The sequence below is a fragment of the Pseudomonas endophytica genome (genome assembly GCF_001411475.1).
GTDB lineage: Bacteria > Pseudomonadota > Gammaproteobacteria > Pseudomonadales > Pseudomonadaceae > Aquipseudomonas > Aquipseudomonas endophytica.
Genome location: NZ_LLWH01000214.1, coordinates 1 through 20,864, shown reverse-complemented (window position 1 = coordinate 20,864; position 20,864 = coordinate 1). Strand labels below are relative to the sequence as shown.

Genomic DNA, 20,864 nt, shown 5'->3' with positions numbered 1-20,864 from the left:
TTTGAAGATCTAAAGCTCGCAGCCTTCGTACCTCGGCAGCTCCTACGCGGTTGTGATCTGCGCCTCAAAAGTGGCGAATGGGCGCAGAGCTTTCGCTGACTTGTGTGGGATGCGGCTTGCTCGTGTCGCCCCCCATTGTGATGCCCGTTACACGCTGCCTATAGTGCGCTCCATCGCTGAAGCATCAGCGGTCAGGCGTGCAAGCCTGTGTTCGGTGATATCAACTTTTCATTTCGCTTGGTAGGCTCTGCGCCTCAATCAGCGTTATGGCGGTTGTGCGTGGGAGATCTTCGGGTCTGCCGTTTATCGGACACGGTCTTGCACACCTGCGCACAGCTGCCACCCTCCATCTGCGTGCAAGCTGATTGAAAGTGGCTCCTTCTCATTAGGAGTTAGATATATGTCCGATTTTTTACCCCAAACCGACAACCCTGTCGGGTCTGACGTTTTATTAATTGATACCCGCGCCTCTGTTGCTGCGCTGCTCACGTGTGCTGAACATCGCATTCAGGCGGCCAAGAATTTATTGCGCTGTTTGTCCCATATGAACACCTACAGCAGTGACCCACACGATTTGAGCGCGGTGTGTGAAGCCTCGTCATTGTTGTTGCAGGAAGGCTGCGATGTGCTGGGGGTGTTGGTCATGCGCGAGATGTAACACCACCCATAAAAAACCCCGAAGGGCTCACGCCTTTCGGGGTTGTGGATCTTTCATGGGTTACAACTTGGCGATGGACACTTCGGTGGATTTTACGAAGGCGATGACTTCGCTGCCGACCACCAATTCCAGCTCTTTGACCGAGCGGGTGGTGATGACGGAGGTCACGATGCCGGACGCGGTTTGTACGTCGATTTCTGAGAGTACGTCGCCCAGTACGATTTCTTTGATGTGGCCTTTGAATTGGTTACGAACGTTGATGGCTTTGATAGTCATGGTGTCGATTCCTGTTTTGAATGAAATTGTAGGTTTAGAGCGCCCAACGCAGTTGCGTAGGCAGCGGTGCAACAGGGTCTGGATCGGGTGGCGAACCAGGTAAAGCAAGAACTCGGTGCAGCACTTGTGTTTCCAGTGCCGCTAGGCGATGTGAACCCCGTACCCGAGGGCGCGGCAGTTCAACTGTCAGGTCAAGCCCGACCTCACCGTCTTCGATGAGGATAACTCGGTCAGCAATCGCTACCGATTCGCTGACGTCGTGGGTGACCAGTAATACCGTGAATCCGTGTTGGCGCCATAGGCGTTCGATCAGTTGTTGCATTTCGATACGTGTCAGCGCATCCAATGCACCCAAGGGTTCATCTAAAAGCAGCAGCCGCGGTTGGTGAATTAGGGCGCGAGCCAGCGCCACCCGCTGCTTTTGCCCGCCCGATAAAGCAGCGGGCCATTCATTAGCACGCTCGGCCAGCCCTACTTCTTCCAACGCCTTAAGGGCTTTAGGGCGCCAGTCACCTTTGAGGCCAAGGCCCACGTTGTCGATGACTTTTTTCCAGGGCAGCAAACGTGCTTCTTGGAACATCAGTCGCGTGTCTTCACGCGCGTCTTGCAGCGGCGCGCTACCCGCCAACAATTGGCCACCCGTCGGCTGATCCAGCCCCGCCAACAGGCGCATCAAGGTGCTTTTGCCACAGCCGCTGCGGCCCACAACGGCGACAAATTGCCCTGCCGGAATGTGCAGGTTGATGTCACGCAGCACCAGTCGATCACCAAAGGCTTTTTGCAGACCTTTGACCACCACCGGGATGCCCTGACGTAAATGCGGAAGTTGTTGAGCCGTCATGCTGCACCGCCTTTAGGGACTTGATAGGCCGGATGCCAGCGTAGCCAGACACGCTCCAAACCTCGGGCAAAACTGTCGGCCAACTTTCCAAGAATCGCGTACATCACAATGGCTAACACCACCACGTCCGTTTGCAAGAACTCCCGCGCATTCATCGCCAAGTAGCCAATGCCGGAACTGGAAGAGATGGTTTCGGCCACGATCAGCGTTAACCACATAAAGCCCAGAGCAAAGCGCACGCCGACCAAGATCGAAGGCAGAGCGCCCGGCAGGATCACTTGCCAAAACAGGCTGAGGCCAGACAAGCCGTAGCTACGCGCCATTTCAACCAACGCGGGATCAACGTTGCGGATGCCGTGATAGGTGTTGAGGTAGATCGGGAACAAAGTGCCCAAGGCCACCAGAAAAATCTTTGCTGACTCATCAATGCCAAACCACAGGATGACCAGTGGAATAAGCGCCAAGTGGGGCACGTTACGGATCATTTGTACCGAGCTGTCGAGTAGGCGTTCGCCCCACTTAGACAAGCCCGTGATAAAGCCCAGAGCGAGGCCGATGCTGCCACCAATCACGAAGCCCACGGCGGCACGCCAACTGCTGATGGCCAGATGCTTCCAGATCTCGCCACTGCGCACCAGTTCCACGCCCGCCTCAATCACCGCCAACGGTGAAGGCAGGATCCGCGTCGACAACCAACCCGCCGATACTGATAGCTGCCACACCGCCAACAGCAACACGGGGAGCGCCCAAGGGGCAAACGTGTGGCCCAGACCTTTGAGGCTTAACGCCTTCACCTTACTCATGCTGGCCTCAGCTCTGCGACGCAGCTTTAGGGAGGATGTCATTGGCGACCATTTCACCAAACGGGCTCACGTAGCCTGCGCTTTTGGGCAGTTCCGGGCGCTCGATATCCAAGTGCGGGAACAGCAACTCCGCCACGCGATACGACTCTTCTAGGTGTGGATAACCCGAGAATATAAAGGTGTCGATGCCCAGCTCGGCATACTCATTGACCCGCGCAGCAACTGTTGGGCCATCACCGACCAATGCCGTGCCCGCCCCGCCGCGAACCAAGCCAACACCTGCCCAGAGGTTAGGGCTGACTTCAAGGTTGTCGCGGCTACCACCGTGCAGGGCGGCCATGCGCTGTTGGCCAACCGAGTCAAACCTTGACAGCGACGCCTGAGCGCGGGCGATGGTGGCGTCGTCCAAGTGTGAGATCAACTTGTCGGCGGCTTTCCAAGCCTCTTCATTGGTTTCACGCACGATCACGTGCAGGCGAATACCGAAGCGCACGGTGCGACCCAGCTTGGCCGCCTTGTCACGTACTTGCTGGATTTTTTCCGCGACCGCGGCCGGTGGCTCGCCCCAGGTCAGGACCATTTCAACTTGTTCGGCGGCCAAGTCTTGCGCCGCTTCAGACGAGCCACCGAAGTACAGCGGCGGACGTGGCTGTTGAATCGGCGGATACAGCAACTTAGCGCCTTTAACTGTGATGTGCTGACCGTCGTAATCAACAGTTTCACCTTCCAGTACGCGACGCCAAATACGCGTGAATTCCACCGAGGCTTGATAGCGCTCTTCGTGGCTTAGGAACAAGCCATCACCGGCCAATTCATCCGGGTCACCGCCGGTCACTAAGTTGAACAGCGCACGCCCACCGGATAACCGATCAAGGGTCGCCGCTTGGCGGGCCGCTACCGTTGGCGAAACGATGCCAGGGCGCAGCGCCACTAAGAATTTCAAGCGCTGAGTCACCGGGATCAGTGAAGCGGCCACCAGCCAAGAGTCTTCGCATGAACGACCGGTAGGGATCAACACGCCACCGAAACCAAGACGGTCTGCGGCTTGCGCCACTTGTTGCAGGTACCCGTGATCCACGGCGCGAGCGCCTTCGCAGGTGCCAAGGTAATGGCCGTCACCGTGGGTCGGTAGGAACCAAAAAATATTGAGGCTCATGGAGTGGTCTCCTAAAGGGATGCAGCACGCATTAAGGGGCTTTGGCGGCTGTGACAGGACCCGCAGCAGGTGGTGTCCAGATCACGTCTTTAATCGTCAACGGCTTGGGAATGAGCTTGAGTTGGTAGAAGCTGTCGGCAATCTTTTGCTGTGCGTTGACCACTTCCGGGGTGAGGAAATGTGCACCGTAGCCTTGGCGTTTCACCGAGGTTTCAGTGATATCTGTCGGCAAGCCCAATAACGGCGCAACCTGTTGGGTCACTTCTTCAGGGTTCGCCTTGGCCCACTCGCCCACGTTGCGCACTTCTTCGATGAGGGTTTCGATCACCTTGGGGTGCTTTTCAGCATACGGTTTGGTGGCGAGGTAAAACTGGTGGTTATCGGCAATGCCGGTGGCATCACGCAGCGTACGCGCCTGCAGTTGTTTCTCGGCGGCCGCTTGGTAGGGATCCCAAATCACCCAGGCATCGACACTGCCACGCTCGAAGGCAGCACGGGCATCGGACGGCGGTAAGAATACAGTTTGGATATCGGAGTACTTCAGTCCAGCATCTTCTAGGGCGCGTACCAGCAAGTAGTGCACGTTGGAGCCTTTGTTGAGCGCGACCTTTTTGCCTTTGAGGTCTTTGACCGAGGTGATCGTCGAGTCTTTGGGCACCAGAATCGCTTCGCTGGTCGGCGCAGGCGGCTCATAAGCGACGTATAGCAGATCCGCCCCGGCAGCTTGGGCAAATACAGGCGGGGTCTCGCCGGTAACGCCAAAGTCGATCGACCCCACATTCAAGCCTTCAAGCAATTGTGGGCCGCCAGGGAATTCAGTCCATTGCACATCCACGCCTTGCTCGGCCAAATGCTTTTCCAGCGTACCTTTGGCCTTAAGCAGCACCAGCGTGCCGTACTTTTGGTAACCAATACGCAATGTCTCGGCCTGAACCTGTAGAGCAACGCCTAAAGACACCGCTGCAGCAAGCAGTGCGGCCAAACTACGACGCAAAATCACAGGGTGCATGACGCTCTCCTTAGTTATTCGATATTCGTATGGGTAAAGCGGGTGGCGTGTGTGTAACTTCAAATACTCCAGCGAGCCGTGCGCAGGCGCTCGTTGAGTATGTTGGGGTCCAGCGGTTTAGGGCGACGAGCCAAGGCGCTGTAGAAGTGCTCCAAAGATTCGTTCAAACGTTGTTCGAGCACCGGCACTAGCTGGGCCGGCGTACTACCTTGGGCGTAAGTAATCTGGCTGTCTTCAGCAAAAATGCCGTGCAGCATTTCTTGCGCTTTCAGGGCTGATAAAACCGGCTTGAGTGCATAGTCCACCGCCAACATGTGAGCGATGCTGCCGCCTGTGGCAATTGGCAACACCACTTTGTGACTGAGGGCACGCTCAGGCAGCAAATCGAGTACGGTTTTGAGTGCGCCGCTAAAAGAGGCTTTGTACACAGGGGTCGCAATTACCAACCCGTCAGCCCGTTCAATTTGTTGCAGCAGGTCGATGACTTTTGGGCTGTCGAAGCGCGCATGCAGTAAGTCTTCAGCCGGAAAATCACGTACCTGATAACTCACCACTTCCACGCCTTGCTGGTTAAGCCAGTATTTGGCGCGGTCCAACAACACCCCGGAGCGGGATCGTTGGCTTGGGCTTCCTCCGAGTGTCACAACCAGCATCTAGAGATTTCCTTGCATGAATGTGTGCAAACCGCTGTCAGCGTTTTCGCTTGAGTGAAGAGACGATAACAGGGGATTTTTATATCTATAAATCATATTTATTCATTTGTTTATGCCTTAAAAGAATAAAGAACTAAGAGGCTCTGCGCCAAAAGGCAGCCCACTGGTCGACGGACTTTCCTGTGACCGATAAGGCCGAAATAACTATATGTACCACCTGCTCGCAAGCAGCTCGACCTAACGTCCTTGCCTGATAAGGCCCTCATTTCCCCCCCTTTACCACGTCGGCTTTTAAGGAATGGAGTTAGGTATGAGTAACACCGAAGAAAGCGCGTTTTATTCCGAAAGTGCTATCAAAACCCAGTTTGAAAACGCGCTGGATGAAGCCGTAAAAGGCATTGAAATAACCAGTCATGAACGTGACTGGTGTAAAAAAGCTGGTCTACCTGAAGGCTCAGAACGCCACTTAGGCCGAACCCCTATATTGGTCAGCGAAGTGATGATTAATTGCCCTGGTCAAGAACCTATGCCGTTGAGGGGTATGTGTGTGATGTCGCTAGCAGAGTCTGACACCACACCTTATTTATTATTCACCTTAAGCAGCGGAATTATCAGGTTTGATTCGTGGCTTAGACTCATTGAGCACATAGATAGATCACTGGTCGCTCAGCCGTCTGAGTTAATGCACTTTGTACCTTTGCAATTACGTCATTTTGTGAAAAATTTTTTTAATGGCACATTGTCCAGACGCCTCATTTCTGGAAAAGTCTTTCTAAGAATGTGCATACACTATGAGCTTGGTCTCGAAGCAGATGGGGTGTGGTTACTTTCAATCCTTAAAGGATTACCGTCCATACGAACGGTCGCACGTGATGAACTACAGCAGGGCATGACACAACAATTCGAAAGTTATAAAAAAACTCACGAAAGCTGCCCAATTGCACATGACTCGCACCAGGTGTTGAACTCAAGCGCAGAGGTTGATTATGTGCTGGCGCATTACTGCAATCCCGCGCCGAACGAAACATGGGACATAGAGCTTATTTACAGTACAGCCTGTGTTGGGGTAGAAGCAACCGACACTCAAAAAGACAAACGTGAAGTTGTGGACTGGCTGAAGAGTATCAGCAACACCTTGGGTGATAAGGTAGCGAGGGCTGTAACAGACTATTGGCAGCTTGAGAAGCGTGATGAATTGACCTTAGGCTCCTATATAGAGCATTCATTCCGGGCTCGCTTCATTGATCAGTTAATGCAAGCTAGGTACCAAGGGCACGTGACCAATAGCGAATTTTTAAAGTTTTGTGACTTTGCGTTTGACGCCGATGACGGCGCCATGAAATCAGCCACTGTGAAAGTTGGCAAACTCCCTGACTCAATCTTTACTGTCGCCGGTTGGTATTGCATTCATCTCGGTGATAGTTCAGAAAAAGTGTGCGTCATGACCAACACAGGCTTTAACTTTTTTGCTAATAGCAAAGCCCTCTTTGAATACCTCAAGCAACGGTTAACACTGAACACACTCAAGCACGCTGTCTCAGGTGACAACGACACGCGACACGCTCCATTGTCACGCTATCTGTCTCACAAAAACCGAGTGGCATTAACCAACGATGAAGAACCTTCCATCTACTTGTTCAGGCAAACAGGTAATCTATTTAAGGCCCTTCAACAGTCTCTTCTTGATAAAGTACTTTCTGATCATAAATACCTGTGCCATTGGTACCAAGAAAATTTCCCTAGACCAGTCGCCTTTACGCCACCAGACTCAGCAAGCCATGTGCACGCTTTTATGGATGATGCGTTGGATATTCGTCGATTGATTAATCCAGAGTTGGTCCAGTTGAGTGATGATCAGCGCTGGAGCAGCGAAGTGTCTATTGTGAGTACAGGGATAGATGTCGGCGAGTATTTTTTAATCCGAGAGAGGGTATCTGGAGAAGGCATTAAGCAAAGTCTGGGCCTTTTGAACCAACACACTAATGATTTCCTCGAAGGCTTACCTACCCTCAGAGCGGCCGCATACCATCAACTAATAGAGGCGTGGAGGCAGCAAGAAGAGGCAGATCTAGACCTGACCATTGTGAGAGTTCAAATGGCCGGAACCGAAGCTGAAGCTCCCACGTCACGCTCGCTCGTTGATACCTTGTTGGAACATGTTAGTCAGTACCATCCGCTTCCCACTGATTACCGTGATATTTCATTTACCCTCGCCACGGGTGCACAGCGGCCACGATTGATAATGAAGGAGGCTGAAAGTAAAAGGCTTCATAGCATAATGATAGAAGTTGGAGAGAAATTTCTGGAGCAAACGTTTCGTTATTTTCAACGCTTTATGTCAGACGAATCGAGTTTGCAAACGCAATCAAACAGACAAAAAATGGCAGTCTTAAAGGCGTTCGTGCTGTGGGGAGATGGCTATTATTACTTTCGCTACGGTAAGCAGTTATCGATACACGAGGCGGGCTGTATCAACATACTCAGCGCATACCGTCAACGCGAAAACCGTCAATCTTATTATTATTTCGTGCCTGAAGTGTACGCCTTATCCCTGAGTTCCTCAGACTTAAAAATAGAAGCACCGTTAGCTAATTGTTTTGTCATCACGGAACACGGAAGTCTTCAATCAGACTGCGCGGGGCATGCCATTTTATGGACACCGACCCGCAGATTCGAAGCGTTTCAAACCCTCGACGCCTGTCAGGATGCATTACAGGAACGCCTTTCTCATCCAACAGCCTATCTTGAATTATTCAACTGTATGCTCACGACCCATCGCGTTTTAGTAAAGAAGGGGCGAGACTTACCTGCCAATAAATCAACCTTCTTGTTTAAGTTTGAACGGTTGACAGGCGACTACCTCGTTGAGTTGGCCAGTGACACGCTGGATCATCAGCTACTTGAAATCAATGAATCATTAAAAGCGGCAATTGACGCCGGATTACCCAGTGAGGTATTCCAAGCGTCGGTAGAAAATTACATAGAGCGTCTTCGGGCAGGCTTTAATATTGAAGGCTTTGTGTGGGAGGTAGAAGCTGCTGTTTTTAAGCAGAAACTGCCCCAAGCCCTACAGAATGCGTCGACTCAAGAACAGTATGAATATGCCCGAATAGTGGATCGTTATCATGCAGCATTTGAAAATGAGCAAGACTATTTATACGACATCCCTGATTTAGCCAGCTTCACGTTAAATGCTCTCAATACAGCCTTTAAAAAAGACTTTTCCTTGGTCAGCCTTGATGCCGAAAACGTGCGTGTCAGCTTCGTCGGTCCTTCGTGGATCGCTATGGTTACAACCGCTGAGCAGGCTCAGCCTGAAGCAAAATTTAGCCTTATCGAATATGTACTAAATGGACTGAATTTACCGTCAGGCAAAATAGAGTTGAGCTCATCACAGTCAACCCCACTGCCAGAAGTATTCAACGAGCACTATATAAAAGAACTGATCCGGACACTGGATGTGCACGCAACCTACAAAAAAATACTGCACGATGCTTTAGCCCCGGAGCAACCTGAATACAAGAAGCGCTTCACACTGTACAGCCAGCAACTACCGGTACAGACACTGGAACAAGCTTACATGAATAAGCTTTCAGGCGTACTGAGCGAAACGGGCTTTCGCTACGTGGAACATATACTTAATTTCCCTGATGGCATGGCGCGCCCTCATTACAATGGAACGGCCCTGACCATTCGCCCCCTGCAATTGTGTGTCTCGAGCACAGCGACCCCGGACACTGTAAAAGGCATGTATCTGTTAGGTCCATTAATAAGTACACACGGCCCCTTAGTGCTGTGGGTGACTTACGGTTCGACACTGACCTTTAAAGAGTTCGCCAATGAAAGCAGCCTAATCACAGCATTAATCACCCACGAGAGCTTACAAACAGAAGTAATAAAGCGGGTGTCGATAGATGCCCGCAGTAAATATGAGAACGGTGGATTCAATAATCCGCACGCCATCTTCATCACTCGATTTATTCCTATTCTGGATATTATCCCCGAAGGACCTGTTGGTCTCTCAAACGCACCAATACTCAAAAATTTTCTCCCCCAGTTATACATTGAAAATCTAAATTTTCTTCTGGACATGGCAACGCCGCCTTCGGGTAAGTTAGACCAAACAGACGCAGAATTTTTCAGTGAGCTTCTCTCGCTAGGAATGTCTACTCTCTTACCCACATACTTTCCCGCTAAACTTGGAATTCCTATACTGATCGTGCAAACAGTCGGTCTGCTAAGAGCTTCACTGGACTCCGGCAATAAGAGTCATTGGGGCGAAGCGATTACCGAGTTCGCCATTGCATTAGGGCTGATTATCTTGCAGGTTTTATCCCGCACCCCAAAGCGTCTAGGCGATAAACGCAAAACACCTGTTGCGCTTTCTCCTCTCTATGACCTAGAAGAGCACATTGCACCGGTCCAACGCTTTACCCGCTACCGCGACGAACAGATCGCTGCCTTGGATGCTTATATTGATCACACGGTGTCACTAACGGAATTAAACTTTGATGTGAGTACGAGTATTTATCGCCACAAAACCCTACCGAATAATTATATTTTCATGGCCGGAAAAGTTTACGCTGTTACGTTATCAGGCAATCGCTGGCGGATTGCTATTGGTGAAGGCCGAGAAGGGCCTGCAATTAAACTTAATTCGATTAACGGGTGGGAGTTAGATCTGTACGAGCCCTTGGTCGGGGGTGGACCTACTTTATCAGTATTTAAGCGTAAACCTAGTGGCCACTCTGATTTCCCGATAGAGATCATTGGTATGCCGCTGATGCATGCGTTACGGCCCGACAAAGCAGCGGCGATCGTACTCGCCCACGAGGCAGCCGTCAGCTATTTAACCGAAGCCAACCGGGTATTAAAAACACTGATGCAAGACCCCAATCTGCAGACGCCGCTGGCTCAATGGTTAAAGAATCACTTTGGGGTGCCCGTATTACATGAAACGTATATTAATAAGATAGCCTCTGCGATTGCTGCCATTCTTGGACGTCTACTAAAACGCTCAATGAACCCTCTCACCTCCCCGAGGTTCGTCTCGGGGAAAACGCCTAAACGCCCTAATTCTCGCGTGGCCTTTATACACCCACACGACATCGTTAAATATATTTACTTGGAGGATAATTTTTTTCGCCCTCCTATTTCACCTTATGGCCCTAGGCCCATATCTGGATTAAAACAAACCATCCCCACCTTTAATGTCGATACCCACTGGCGTGCGGTCACGCTTATCCATGAAATTTCGCACCAGATGTTTAACACCGAAGACATTGCGTATTTAAACTGTGGCTTCCCTTTCCCTGAGCTTTTTGACCCCAGTACCCAAACGGGACTCTTCTACCGCACGACGCTGGGAAAATTTCAAGACAGTGGTTTATCCGCTAGTACATTGCGCAATGATCTGTTCCAACATATAGACCCAACCGCACACGCTCTCATATTAAAAGAAACCGGTTCGCAGACATTGGATCAAGCACGGGACGCTTTTTTGAACAATCCTGACCAACGCGTCACGATCATCCTCTCCAATGCCGATTCGCTCACGCTGATCATTTCTCGGCTGGGCGGTAAAATAGATCAATACGTTCCTGTTATTCCTTAATTTTCCCTTGAACAGGGATTAACCCGACGCCTGCGAGCGTCGGGTTACGCATGTTCAAGAAGCTTACTTATTGGGCTGAGGCGTCAAACGCAAATAAGGTTTAACTGCGCGGTAGCCTTTAGGGAATCGACGTTGAAGCTCTGCTTCATCCTTGAGCGACGGCACGATCACCACTTCATCGCCATCTTGCCAGTTAGCTGGCGTTGCCACTTTGTAGTTGTCGGTCAGTTGCAGCGAATCCACCACGCGCAGAATTTCGTTGAAGTTACGCCCAGTGCTGGCCGGGTAGGTGATGGTCAGACGGATCTTTTTGTTCGGGTCAATCACGAACAACGAACGCACCGTAAGGGTGTCGTTGGCATTTGGATGAATCAGGTCATAAAGGTCGCTGACCTTACGATCCGCGTCGGCCAAGATCGGGAAATTGACTTGGGTATTTTGAGTTTCGTTAATATCGCCGATCCACTTGTGGTGTGAGTCCACCGGGTCAACTGATAATGCGATGGCCTTTACGCCACGTTTGGCAAACTCATCCTTGAGTTTGGCGGTGTAACCGAGCTCAGTGGTGCACACCGGCGTGAAGTCTGCCGGGTGCGAAAACAAAATGCCCCAACTGTCGCCCAACCAGTCATGAAATTTAATGCTGCCAACGCTGGAGTCCTGTTCGAAATCGGGGGCGATATCGCCGAGTCTTAGGCTCATAGTGCAGCTCCTTCGGGTTAGGAATGGCCGGGGTTGTAAGGCTTACTTTGCCTGCGCCAAAAACTAATTAAAAAGAATAAATACTGATTTATTTAGACCTGAAAGGAATATTAAAAACTGTTTCATTGGACGCACACAGCCACCAGGCTCACTCTGGATTCAGGTTTAGACAAGGGGAGTGGCAGGGAGCTACGACTATTAATGTGTTGCGAATTGATCGTTCTGGTCTTCGGTAAACACCCTGCCCGGCATTGCGCCGGGCAGGATTTTTCTGACTTCTACGTCTTACTTATTTCGCTCAACGCTTTACAGCAGCGGGATCGAGTAGCTAACGATCAGACGGTTTTCGTCTTGATTGCGCTGGCCATCAATCGTGTTGCGCCACATGGCGTTTTTCCACATGAAGCCTAGGTTTTTCAGAGTACCTTCCTGAACAACGTAGGCAACCGTGATGTCACGCTCCCACTCGGTCGCACCACTGTTGTTCTCGCGGCCACCACTGACGGTATCAATGTTGTTACCACGCAGGTAAACAGCACCGGCGCTCAGGCCAGGCACACCCACTTTGGCGAAGTCATACGAGTAACGGGCTTGCCAAGTACGCTCGCCTGCGCGGGCGAACTTCTGGATTTGCATGTCGGTGGTCAGGTAAGCAGACGATCCGTCACCTTGGTTCAGCCAAGGGAAGTCGCTGCTGCCGTTGCTGACTTGGTAACCGCCGCCGAACGTGTGGCCTTCAACGGTGTACAGGAGCAGGCCGCTGTACAGGTTGTTGTCGATTTTGCCCTTACCATTTGCGCTGCTGTTGTAGTTACCGTTGCCGAAATAGGCAGGGTCATAGCCGTTTTTACCGTCGTCGCGGCTATTGAAGTAGCGCAGGTCGGTTTTCAAAACGCCCGGGCCGATTGCCCAGTTGTGGATCAGACCCAGGAAGTTCTGCTTGTAGAACTTGTCCAGATTGCCGTAGTAGTACTGCAGGGTCAGGTCTTTAGTGACTTTGTAATCACCACCGGCGTAGATGAACTTGTTGCTGTTGGCGCTACGAGCGTTCGCACCACCAATCGACATTTGTTCGTTGTTGCTGGAGTTACGGCCTTTAACGTGTTCGATCTGACCGCCAATCAGGGTCAGGTCTTTGAACTCGTTAGAGGTGATCTGGCCACCTTCAAAGGTTTGCGGCAGCAAACGACCGTCGTTAGCGATGATGACCGGCAGTTTCGGCAGCAGGGTGCCGTAACGCAGTTCGGTCTGGGAGATCTTCGCTTTGGCAGTCAGACCCAGGCTTGAATATTCATTCACCGCGTCGCCGTTAGACTTGCTCGGGAAGATAGTGCCGCCGTACGAGGTTGCGCTCGCGCCGTTGGTGCCGCCGCCCGAATCCAGACGTACGCCCAGCAATGCAATTGCATCCAGACCGAAACCAACAGTTCCTTCGGTGAAGCCGGAGGTGTAATCAACTTGGAAGCCTTGGCCCCACTCTTCAGCCTTGCTCTGGATACCGTTTGCATGGGCACCCGAGTCACGGTTGTCGTTGTTGATGTAGAAGTTACGCAGTTTCAGCGTCGCTTTACTGTCTTCGATGAAGCCTGCAGCGCTCGCTTGCTGCGCCAACAAACCGAGGGCAACAGCCACGGCAACGGTGGACTTATTCATTGTCTTGCTCCTTTACACTCTAATTTTTGTAGTTCTTAGCCCGAAATCTGACGTCTCGGTGCACAGATAGGCGATTAGCGCCAGACAGTGACTGCCAAGTCAATCGTAACTTTTAGTGTCTACGACCTTTGTCTAGTCATCTGCCGTCTGCTTACTAGGTTAAAGACTTTTTCATAAATCAAAAAAGAATTATTTTAAGATAATTCATAACTTATTGGCATATGAAAAGGGATTCCCTATTTCGCGGGCTGATCCTATCGACCTTTAGTCGTATGTCTAAATAGATTTTTATGAATTTTTTTCAAAATGCGCCTGAAACCCAACTGAATCGTTTCTGCATGAGTCCAAGCCCTTACAGAAGCTCGTGTGCGGGCGCGCGCACAAGAAACAGATAACTTCATAAGCTAATGCATAAAAGTTATTTATTTACTCATTCTTAGATCATTTAACCTCGCTTCCAGCCACTAAACGGCCGCCTGCCGAGGACCCTCGAAATGAAACTGAATACCCCCTTACGCCTTTTGGCAGCATTCTCTCTGGCAGGTGCCAGTTTCTTTGCGCAGGCCGCGAGCGATGTGACGGTGGCTTACCAAACCACCGTTGACCCCGCCAAAGTGGCGCAAGCCGATGGCGCGTATGAAAAAGCCACTGACGCCAAAATCAACTGGCGCAAGTTCGATAACGGCTCCGACATCATTGCCGCCATTGCGTCGGGCGACGTGCAAATTGCCTACTTAGGTTCGAGCCCGCTGACCGCAGCGATCACTCGCCATGTGCCAGTAGAAACCTTTTTGATCGCCACCCAAATCGGTGATGCCGAAGCACTGGTTGCCCGCGACGGTTCTGGCATTAACACCCCGCAAGACCTGATCGGCAAAAAAGTGGCCGTCCCTTTTGTCTCTACCGGCCATTACAGCCTGCTCTCGGCGCTCAAGCACTGGAATATCGACCCGTCTAAAGTAACCATCCTTAACCTTGCGCCGCCAGCCATCGTGGCCGCGTGGAAGCGCGGCGATATCGACGCCACTTACGTGTGGGACCCAGCACTGGGTGCTGCCAAAGAGAACGGCAAAGTGCTGATCACCTCTGGCGAATTGGGCAAGCTCGGTGCGCCGACGTTTGATGCCTGGATTGTGCGTAAGGATTACGCCGCCAAGCACCCGGAAGTCGTTAAAGAATTTGCCACTGTCACCCTAGATGCTTACGCCGACTATCGCAAAGATCCAAAAGCCTGGATTGCCAACCAAAGCAACATCGACAAGATTGCAAAGCTGTCTGGCGCCAAGGCGTCTGATATTCCGGGTCTGCTGCAAGGTAACGTCTACCCGTTGGCGGCCGAGCAAAAACAACTGCTGAGCGCTCCGACCTCTAAAGCTTTAGCTGATACCGCAGCCTTCCTGAAAGATGAAGGCAAAGTCGACGCCGTTCTGCCGGATTACGCCCCCTCGGTTAACGCCAGCTTCATCACTCAATAACTCACCCCCTCGGAGGCGTTGCCCGTCATGGCCTTGTTATCACTGGAGCGCATCAGCGCACAGTACCCAGGCGCAGCTGAGCCGGTGCTGTCGGATATATCCGTCAATCTCGGACCTCAGCAATTACTGGTTGCACTGGGCCCTTCGGGCAGCGGCAAAACCTCCCTGCTGAATCTGATTGCTGGTTTTGTTGAACCGAGTGCTGGGCGCATTACCCTTGATGGCGCCCCGGTCAAAGGCCCGAGCGCCGAACGCGGCGTGGTCTTTCAAGACGACGTGTTGTTGCCCTGGCAAGACGTTTTAGCAAACGTAGGTTTCGGTCTTGAACTGGCCGGTATTGAGCGGAAAAAACGCGAAGCTCGCGCCCGTGAAATGCTCTCGCTGGTGGACTTGTCTGGTTTTGAAAAGCGTCGGGTGTGGGAGCTTTCCGGTGGCCAAAGACAACGCGTTGGCCTCGCCCGTGCCTTGGCGGCCGATCCGCGCGTGCTGCTGATGGACGAACCCTTCGGTGCCCTCGATGCCTTCACCCGTGAGCAGATGCAAGAACTGCTGTTGCAAGTGTGCAAGCGCACGGACAAACCGGTGTTCCTGATTACTCACGACATTGAAGAAGCGGTGTTTTTGGCCACCGACCTGATTCTGTTGGCACCCAACCCAGGCCGTATCGTTGAGCGTCTGACCCTAGATTTCGGCCAGCGCTATAACGCCGGTGAGTCAGCGCGCTCGATCAAGTCCGACCCACGTTTTATCGAAACCCGTGAGCACGTCCTTGAGCGTGTGTTTTCACAACGTGGTGCCGCCCAGCGGCAGGAGCGCGCATGAGCAGTTATGAAGCAGCCGCAGCCCCCGCTGCGACACCCGCGACGCCACGCCCGGTAAAGCGCAGCCTGAGCACCCGTTGGATTAGCGTTATTACCCTCTTCGTTTTGCTCGCCGCGTGGTGGGGCGTGACCGCTGCCGGGCTGATTGAGCCTCTATTTTTACCGCCACCGTCTGCCGTGTTGGAGAAAGGCTGGCTGCTGGCGACCAAAGGCTACATGGACTCCACGCTGTGGCAGCACCTAAGTGCGAGCCTGGGCCGTATTGGTTTGGGCCTTGGCTTTGCAATTTTGACCGCTGTACCGGTGGGCATTGCCATTGGTTACAACCGCATTGCCCGCGGTATTTTCGATCCGCTGATTGAGTTCTATCGTCCGATTCCGCCGCTGGCTTATTTGCCGCTGATTGTGATTTGGTGCGGCATCGGTGAGTTGTCGAAAGTTTTGCTGATTTTTCTGGCGATTTTTGCCCCGATTGCGATTGCTACGGCCACCGGCGTACGCACCGTTGACCCGGCCAAAATCCGCGCTGCACAGTCATTGGGCGCCACTCGATGGCAGTTGATTCGCCATGTGATCGTGCCCAGCGCCTTGCCCGATATCCTGACCGGTATTCGTATTGGCCTGGGGGTCGGCTGGTCGACGTTGGTCGCGGCCGAGCTGATCGCGGCCACCAGCGGCCTGGGCTTTATGGTGCAGTCCGCTGCGCAGTTCTTAGTCACTGATGTGGTAGTACTGGGCATTTTGGTCATTGCGATTATCGCCTTTGCCATGGAAATGGGCCTGCGCGCCTTGCAACGCAAATGGGTGCCGTGGCACGGCCAAGTTCACTGATTACCGAATACCACACGACGCCGATCCATCGGCGCGCTGCTAGCGAGACGAACATGAGCCTGACCCTTACGCCTATTAGCTTTGCCCTCGGCGCCCAAATTGAGGGTGTCGACCTGACTCAACCGCTGAGCCTCGAACAACGTGATGCCATCGAACAAGCACTGCTCAAGCATCAAGTGATTTTCTTCAGAAACCAGGTGATTACCCCGGAGCAACAGGCGCGTTTTGCTGCCAATTTCGGTGACCTGCACATTCACCCGATTTACCCCAACGTGCCGGAGCAGCCTGAAGTGCTGATTCTGGACACGGCCGTCACCGACGTGCGCGATAACGCGGTGTGGCACACCGACGTAACCTTTTTGCCGACGCCTGCGCTGGGTGCAGTCTTGAGCGCCAAGCAGTTGCCGGCATTTGGTGGCGATACGTTGTGGGCCAGTGGGATTGCGGCATTTGAAGGGTTATCCAAGCCGCTGCAAACGCTGTTGGACGGCCTGACCGCTACTCACGACTTCACCAAGTCGTTCCCGCTGGAGCGTTTTGGTTCGACCCCTGAAGACTTGGCGCGCTGGGAGCAAGCCCGCAAAAACAACCCGCCGCTATCGCACCCAGTGATCCGCACCCATCCGGTGAGCGGGCGCAAAGCGTTGTTCGTCAACGAAGGCTTCACCACCAAAATCAATGAGCTGTCAGAGGCTGAAAGCGAAGCGGTTTTGAAGTTGCTGTTTGCCCACGCGACCCGCCCTGAATACACCATTCGTTGGCGTTGGCAGGAAAACGACGTGGCCTTTTGGGACAACCGCGTGACCCAGCACTACGCCGTGGATGACTACCGGCCGAACCGCCGTGTCATGCATCGCGCGACCATTTTGGGTGATGCGCCGTTTTGATCTGAAACAGCGTGGCCAGCGTCTATTTCGTGCTGGCGCCCTTGTTAGCGCCTTCTGCGGGCGCTAGGGTCGGTCATAAAAGGCAATGCCTTTCGTTTTTGCGCAGGGATCGTCACTTCGCGCAAAACGAAATGCGTGGCCCTGGGCGCATACGCCTTTAGCGCAAGACCTGATAGCCCTGGATGCTCAATCTTGAATGTTGTCTCAAGCGGGTAGAGTCGCTCGGCTTCATCCACAGGCGAATAGAGTTTGAGTGAACTACTGCCGATCACCGTTAGCATGACCGGGTTGAACTGACCTGGCCGAGTGTCATAAGTCCCGCTGGAAAACTTCTTGCCAACACTGGGTTTGTCACTGACCGAAAGAAACTGCTCGGTACGCAGCACATCGCCCTTGTTGGCATGGGCAATTAATGCATTAAGACCCACATCGCTGACACGGTGTCCGCGATAGCCGGTGCTTAGGCCGCTTGGGTAATACCTGATATGGGTATCGAGTAAACCAACCGCTTCGGACCTGCTGACGCTTAACGCTGCGGCAAGGTCTATCAGAGATTCGCTGGTTTCAGGGCTGTCTGCGGGTTGCATATCTGAAAACGTATCTACAATGTTTGAACCCGTCCATTCACCAGGGTCAGGATTCATGAAAGGGTTGGTCATTGCCCGGGCTGTTTCATTGAAGTAGTTGGCCGAAGCAATATAAGCCCGGGTCAAACCGGTGAATATATTGGCCGGGCGGGTGGCAGCAATGCTTACAGAATTGTTGTAACTGGACATCTCGTCGTAACTAAACCCTGCGGCGAGCAACCTGTTAATGGCGGTATTCATCGGGGTGTTAGACCTGTTTTTGGACACTGAGTACCGGTGCTCAAAAAAGGCCAGAGGCGCAGGGTAAAGATGGGGATGGTTGTCTCGCAAATACTTGTCTAGGGCCTGAACGCGAACCGGCCTTGTATCCAAATCACCGCCATTGAGGCCCATGGCGTCTTTAAACGTGATGGGGTTGTTACTCACCATCGCGTATAGATTCAAGCCATCAACATCACCGGCCGGGTCCGGGCTTACCCAACGCTGAATCCACGGTGCGTAGTATCTGAATCCGAAGTAGTACAGCCCGCTGGCGTCCAGTTCCTTACCCGAATAACGAGTGATTTTGTACTTGCCTTGAAGGGCACTTTTTGCGGCCCACCACGCCGTACCGCCATAGGGGTAATAGCTTTCTTGACTGATTAACTCGGCCTCGCCATTCAGCTCCAGCGTGCTGCTGCCCACATGGTCAGGTAGGCTAAAGCGCATGCCGTTATCAGGCATACCCTGCGGCCGCCCCTCATCCCACTGCAATACGCTTACATCACTGCGCCCCGCTTGTGCCCTGATGACATTTAGGTGTTCGCCCGTGGCGCTATCGCGGCGAATTTCTAGGCCAGGCAAATACAGAACTTCCAGCGTATGTGTTTGACCATGGGTGCGAGTAGAACGCACTTTTCGCGTACGCTGCCCCATGCCGTCATACCAATACATTTCATCGTCATTGATACCGTCCTCCCGGGTTACCAAGGTCACGACAGACAAGTTATTGCTCACACCCCATTGCAGTTCCTGGCCGCGCGCTAATGCCAACTGGTTGCCGTTTAAATCAAAATCACGTCCTAGCCCCGGAATTTGACCGGGCAGGTCATCACTCTTCAGCACTGCATGGTTACTGTCTTTGGCTATCAGCATCGTGCGGGTATAGCCATGACCTGCCGTGACCTGGTGCTTTAGCTCGGCCAGATTACCGCCTTCATCGTAGGTATAACGCTGGGTGTAATTGCGCCACACACTGTTATCGGTCGCGCCAAACAGAACGATACCCGGCACACCGGAGGTGGGCGTGTTGTGCGCGTTTTCCCGACCCGTGGCACTGATCAGTTGGTACAGCGAGTCGTAGTGATAAAGGCTGACAGGATTAATTTGTGCATTGCTTGACCACTGTATGGGCTGGGCCTCATCGCTGACACGGATGACATTGCCTACCCGGTCATAGTCATAGGTCAAATCTTGCAACGGCTTGTCTTTCTCACCCATGCGATACGTTGTCAGGCGCTTTAAGCGGCCATCGAAAGGCGAATACTGCATCTTGGTCATGACATCGTTGCCTGCCCGCTCGAACTCGACTAGACCGCTGGCATTGCACACTCGCTGGTCAAGCAAGACCTTTGAGCGGCCCCCCATGAGTGTCAGTCGGCGCTGGAGCAACTGACCATCGACGGCGTATTGGCTGTGTTGCGAATGACCCTTTGCGTCTGTTTGTTCGACTAACTCTGCCAACGCGTTGTATTTCCAAGCCGTGCTGTAGCGCGGCGGATCTTGCGTTAGATCTCGCTCGGTCAGTGACCGGTCAAACATGCGCTGTTCGCTCAACAACTGCCCATGCAACGAATATTGTTCGTAGAGCAAAACCCCTGAAGGGTCATCGTGGCGGATCAATCGGCCACAGCGGTTGCCCAAACGACCTGGTGCATCATTGAGCGCGTAGGTAAAACGTTCGACCTGACGTTCGCTAGCCTCGTGCGGGGCCTGCTCAAAAACAGCCGTTGGTCTAAGCAGATAATCGAAGGCGTAACGTCTAAAAGTACCGCGAGAGTCCCAACGAGCGATCACTTGCCCCACCACACCTCTGAACAGCACACGCCCGCCCGCATCGACACTCTGTGTGCTTAAAGTCTGCCCAGTCAGGCTGTAACGCGTTCGGTGGTTAGGGCTCGTTTGAGGCTGCTCACGGTGCAAAGCATATAAGCGCGGGTCCCATTGTTCGCCTAATAAACCGGTCGCACCAAATGTGTAGTGCCGGGTGCGAGTCTGTGGCGGGGTATCGGCTGAGGCGCGGTGATAAACCACATTGCGCACCACGAATCCCCGCGGATCAACTGCCGCAAGCGAAGGCGTGTGCCGATGTAAAGAGCTGGGCATGACATTGTCCTTAAAGGAAAAATAGCCATGCAAACTTACAAACTCGTCTCAGCACTTGGGTGGTAATTAATGCTGTGGTTTTACGCTTAAATCAGTCGGCGCAGCCTTACGCTGTGCGTTTTGGCAAATAAGGTGGCAGGTATAAGCCTAAATACGCATCCACCACGCGCAAGCCTTCTTCGGCCATGCGTGGGGTGATGCTGTCATGCAACTGGATAGAGCGCGCATACACCCGGTCACCCAACTCCATCGCCAGCGCGAACACGTCTACGTCCTGCGGCAGAGCCGGCAATTCAAAATGCCGCATAAATAACGCATGCAGCCCTTTACCCAGTTCGAGGTCGTGATGGCGATCAGCTTGGGTGACTTCGGTCAGCCCATGCTGCGCCAGGATGAGTTGGCGGGCCGCTGCATCTTCGCTGTAAATGGTCATCATGCGCTGTTCAACGATACGCGACAGATCGCGCCAACTGCTTAGCGCATCGTGTTCGATCGGCGCTTGCAAGCAGGCGCGGAAGGCGGCGTGCCCATCCT

The 20,864-nt window shown here is 52.8% G+C and carries 16 protein-coding genes; 6 read left to right on the top strand and 10 right to left on the bottom strand.

Features of this window, described 5'->3' with window-relative positions; genetic code table 11:
* Positions 1-400: 400 nt before the first annotated feature.
* Entirely contained in the window at positions 401-658 is a 258-nt protein-coding gene (locus AQS70_RS20290) for a hypothetical protein (RefSeq protein WP_055104530.1), read from the top strand.
* A gap of 60 nt (positions 659-718) precedes the next feature.
* On the opposite strand, the gene AQS70_RS20285 is transcribed toward AQS70_RS20290, so the two are convergent.
* From AQS70_RS20285 to ssuE, 6 genes are read right to left on the bottom strand one after another with little or no spacing between them, the layout of a single operon-like run.
* Positions 719-934: a TOBE domain-containing protein gene (locus AQS70_RS20285; protein ID WP_003444581.1), complete on the bottom strand. Its 216-nt coding sequence runs from the start codon at positions 932-934 to the stop codon at positions 719-721.
* Between the two features lie 34 nt (positions 935-968).
* Entirely contained in the window at positions 969-1,775 is an 807-nt protein-coding gene (gene ssuB, locus AQS70_RS20280; RefSeq protein WP_055104529.1) for an aliphatic sulfonates ABC transporter ATP-binding protein, read from the bottom strand.
* Positions 1,772-2,578, bottom strand: a complete 807-nt coding sequence (gene ssuC, locus AQS70_RS20275) for an aliphatic sulfonate ABC transporter permease SsuC (protein ID WP_055104528.1) — start codon at positions 2,576-2,578, stop codon at positions 1,772-1,774. Before ssuC ends, ssuB begins: the two co-directional genes overlap by 4 nt.
* Before the next feature lie 7 nt (positions 2,579-2,585).
* Positions 2,586-3,734 (bottom strand): FMNH2-dependent alkanesulfonate monooxygenase, encoded by a 1,149-nt coding sequence (gene ssuD, locus AQS70_RS20270; RefSeq protein WP_055104527.1) that lies wholly within the window; start codon positions 3,732-3,734, stop codon positions 2,586-2,588.
* 31 nt (positions 3,735-3,765) lie between these two features.
* A complete protein-coding gene (locus AQS70_RS20265) occupies positions 3,766-4,743 on the bottom strand; it encodes a sulfonate ABC transporter substrate-binding protein (protein WP_055104526.1) in 978 nt (325 codons plus the stop codon).
* A gap of 59 nt (positions 4,744-4,802) precedes the next feature.
* Positions 4,803-5,396 (bottom strand): NADPH-dependent FMN reductase, encoded by a 594-nt coding sequence (ssuE, locus tag AQS70_RS20260; RefSeq protein ID WP_055104525.1) that lies wholly within the window; start codon positions 5,394-5,396, stop codon positions 4,803-4,805.
* Between the two features lie 310 nt (positions 5,397-5,706).
* On the opposite strand from ssuE, the gene AQS70_RS20255 reads away from it, so the two are divergent.
* On the top strand, positions 5,707-11,010 hold the full coding sequence (locus AQS70_RS20255; protein WP_055104524.1) for a dermonecrotic toxin domain-containing protein: 5,304 nt from the start codon (positions 5,707-5,709) through the stop codon (positions 11,008-11,010).
* 63 nt (positions 11,011-11,073) lie between these two features.
* Here AQS70_RS20255 and AQS70_RS20250 read toward each other — a convergent pair whose 3' ends face one another.
* Both AQS70_RS20250 and AQS70_RS20245 read right to left on the bottom strand, forming a co-directional pair.
* Positions 11,074-11,712: a peroxiredoxin gene (locus AQS70_RS20250; RefSeq protein ID WP_055104523.1), complete on the bottom strand. Its 639-nt coding sequence runs from the start codon at positions 11,710-11,712 to the stop codon at positions 11,074-11,076.
* A gap of 306 nt (positions 11,713-12,018) precedes the next feature.
* Positions 12,019-13,365 carry an OprD family porin gene (locus tag AQS70_RS20245; RefSeq protein WP_055104522.1) on the bottom strand — a complete coding sequence of 449 codons (1,347 nt, stop codon included), beginning with the start codon at positions 13,363-13,365 and terminating at the stop codon, positions 12,019-12,021.
* 494 nt (positions 13,366-13,859) lie between these two features.
* On the opposite strand from AQS70_RS20245, the gene tauA reads away from it, so the two are divergent.
* From tauA to tauD, 4 genes are read left to right on the top strand one after another with little or no spacing between them, the layout of a single operon-like run.
* Positions 13,860-14,840, top strand: coding sequence for a taurine ABC transporter substrate-binding protein (gene tauA, locus AQS70_RS20240; RefSeq protein WP_055104521.1), 981 nt, complete (start codon positions 13,860-13,862; stop codon positions 14,838-14,840).
* 27 nt (positions 14,841-14,867) lie between these two features.
* Positions 14,868-15,662, top strand: a complete 795-nt coding sequence (tauB, locus tag AQS70_RS20235; protein ID WP_055104520.1) for a taurine ABC transporter ATP-binding subunit — start codon at positions 14,868-14,870, stop codon at positions 15,660-15,662.
* On the top strand, positions 15,659-16,492 hold the full coding sequence (gene tauC, locus AQS70_RS20230; RefSeq protein ID WP_055104519.1) for a taurine ABC transporter permease TauC: 834 nt from the start codon (positions 15,659-15,661) through the stop codon (positions 16,490-16,492). Before tauB ends, tauC begins: the two co-directional genes overlap by 4 nt.
* A gap of 53 nt (positions 16,493-16,545) precedes the next feature.
* The gene (gene tauD, locus AQS70_RS20225) at positions 16,546-17,379 is read left to right on the top strand and encodes a taurine dioxygenase (protein ID WP_055104518.1); all 834 of its coding nucleotides are present in this window, start codon (positions 16,546-16,548) and stop codon (positions 17,377-17,379) included.
* Between the two features lie 44 nt (positions 17,380-17,423).
* On the opposite strand, the gene AQS70_RS20220 is transcribed toward tauD, so the two are convergent.
* A complete protein-coding gene (locus AQS70_RS20220; RefSeq protein ID WP_055104517.1) occupies positions 17,424-20,330 on the bottom strand; it encodes an RHS repeat-associated core domain-containing protein in 2,907 nt (968 codons plus the stop codon).
* A 106-nt stretch (positions 20,331-20,436) separates the two neighbouring features.
* The coding region (locus AQS70_RS20215; protein WP_055104516.1) for a hypothetical protein at positions 20,437-20,864 on the bottom strand (428 nt) is incomplete at its 5' end.

What these genes read in the sequence shown, in the direction of transcription:
- AQS70_RS20290 (WP_055104530.1), top strand. Translation starts at nt 401, where the DNA reads ATGTCCGATTTTTTACCCCAAACCGACAACCCTGTCGGGTCTGACGTT.
- AQS70_RS20285 (WP_003444581.1), bottom strand. Translation starts at nt 934, where the DNA reads ATGACTATCAAAGCCATCAACGTTCGTAACCAATTCAAAGGCCACATC.
- ssuB (WP_055104529.1), bottom strand. Translation starts at nt 1,775, where the DNA reads ATGACGGCTCAACAACTTCCGCATTTACGTCAGGGCATCCCGGTGGTG.
- ssuC (WP_055104528.1), bottom strand. Translation starts at nt 2,578, where the DNA reads ATGAGTAAGGTGAAGGCGTTAAGCCTCAAAGGTCTGGGCCACACGTTT.
- ssuD (WP_055104527.1), bottom strand. Translation starts at nt 3,734, where the DNA reads ATGAGCCTCAATATTTTTTGGTTCCTACCGACCCACGGTGACGGCCAT.
- AQS70_RS20265 (WP_055104526.1), bottom strand. Translation starts at nt 4,743, where the DNA reads ATGCACCCTGTGATTTTGCGTCGTAGTTTGGCCGCACTGCTTGCTGCA.
- ssuE (WP_055104525.1), bottom strand. Translation starts at nt 5,396, where the DNA reads ATGCTGGTTGTGACACTCGGAGGAAGCCCAAGCCAACGATCCCGCTCC.
- AQS70_RS20255 (WP_055104524.1), top strand. Translation starts at nt 5,707, where the DNA reads ATGAGTAACACCGAAGAAAGCGCGTTTTATTCCGAAAGTGCTATCAAA.
- AQS70_RS20250 (WP_055104523.1), bottom strand. Translation starts at nt 11,712, where the DNA reads ATGAGCCTAAGACTCGGCGATATCGCCCCCGATTTCGAACAGGACTCC.
- AQS70_RS20245 (WP_055104522.1), bottom strand. Translation starts at nt 13,365, where the DNA reads ATGAATAAGTCCACCGTTGCCGTGGCTGTTGCCCTCGGTTTGTTGGCG.
- tauA (WP_055104521.1), top strand. Translation starts at nt 13,860, where the DNA reads ATGAAACTGAATACCCCCTTACGCCTTTTGGCAGCATTCTCTCTGGCA.
- tauB (WP_055104520.1), top strand. Translation starts at nt 14,868, where the DNA reads ATGGCCTTGTTATCACTGGAGCGCATCAGCGCACAGTACCCAGGCGCA.
- tauC (WP_055104519.1), top strand. Translation starts at nt 15,659, where the DNA reads ATGAGCAGTTATGAAGCAGCCGCAGCCCCCGCTGCGACACCCGCGACG.
- tauD (WP_055104518.1), top strand. Translation starts at nt 16,546, where the DNA reads ATGAGCCTGACCCTTACGCCTATTAGCTTTGCCCTCGGCGCCCAAATT.
- AQS70_RS20220 (WP_055104517.1), bottom strand. Translation starts at nt 20,330, where the DNA reads ATGCCCAGCTCTTTACATCGGCACACGCCTTCGCTTGCGGCAGTTGAT.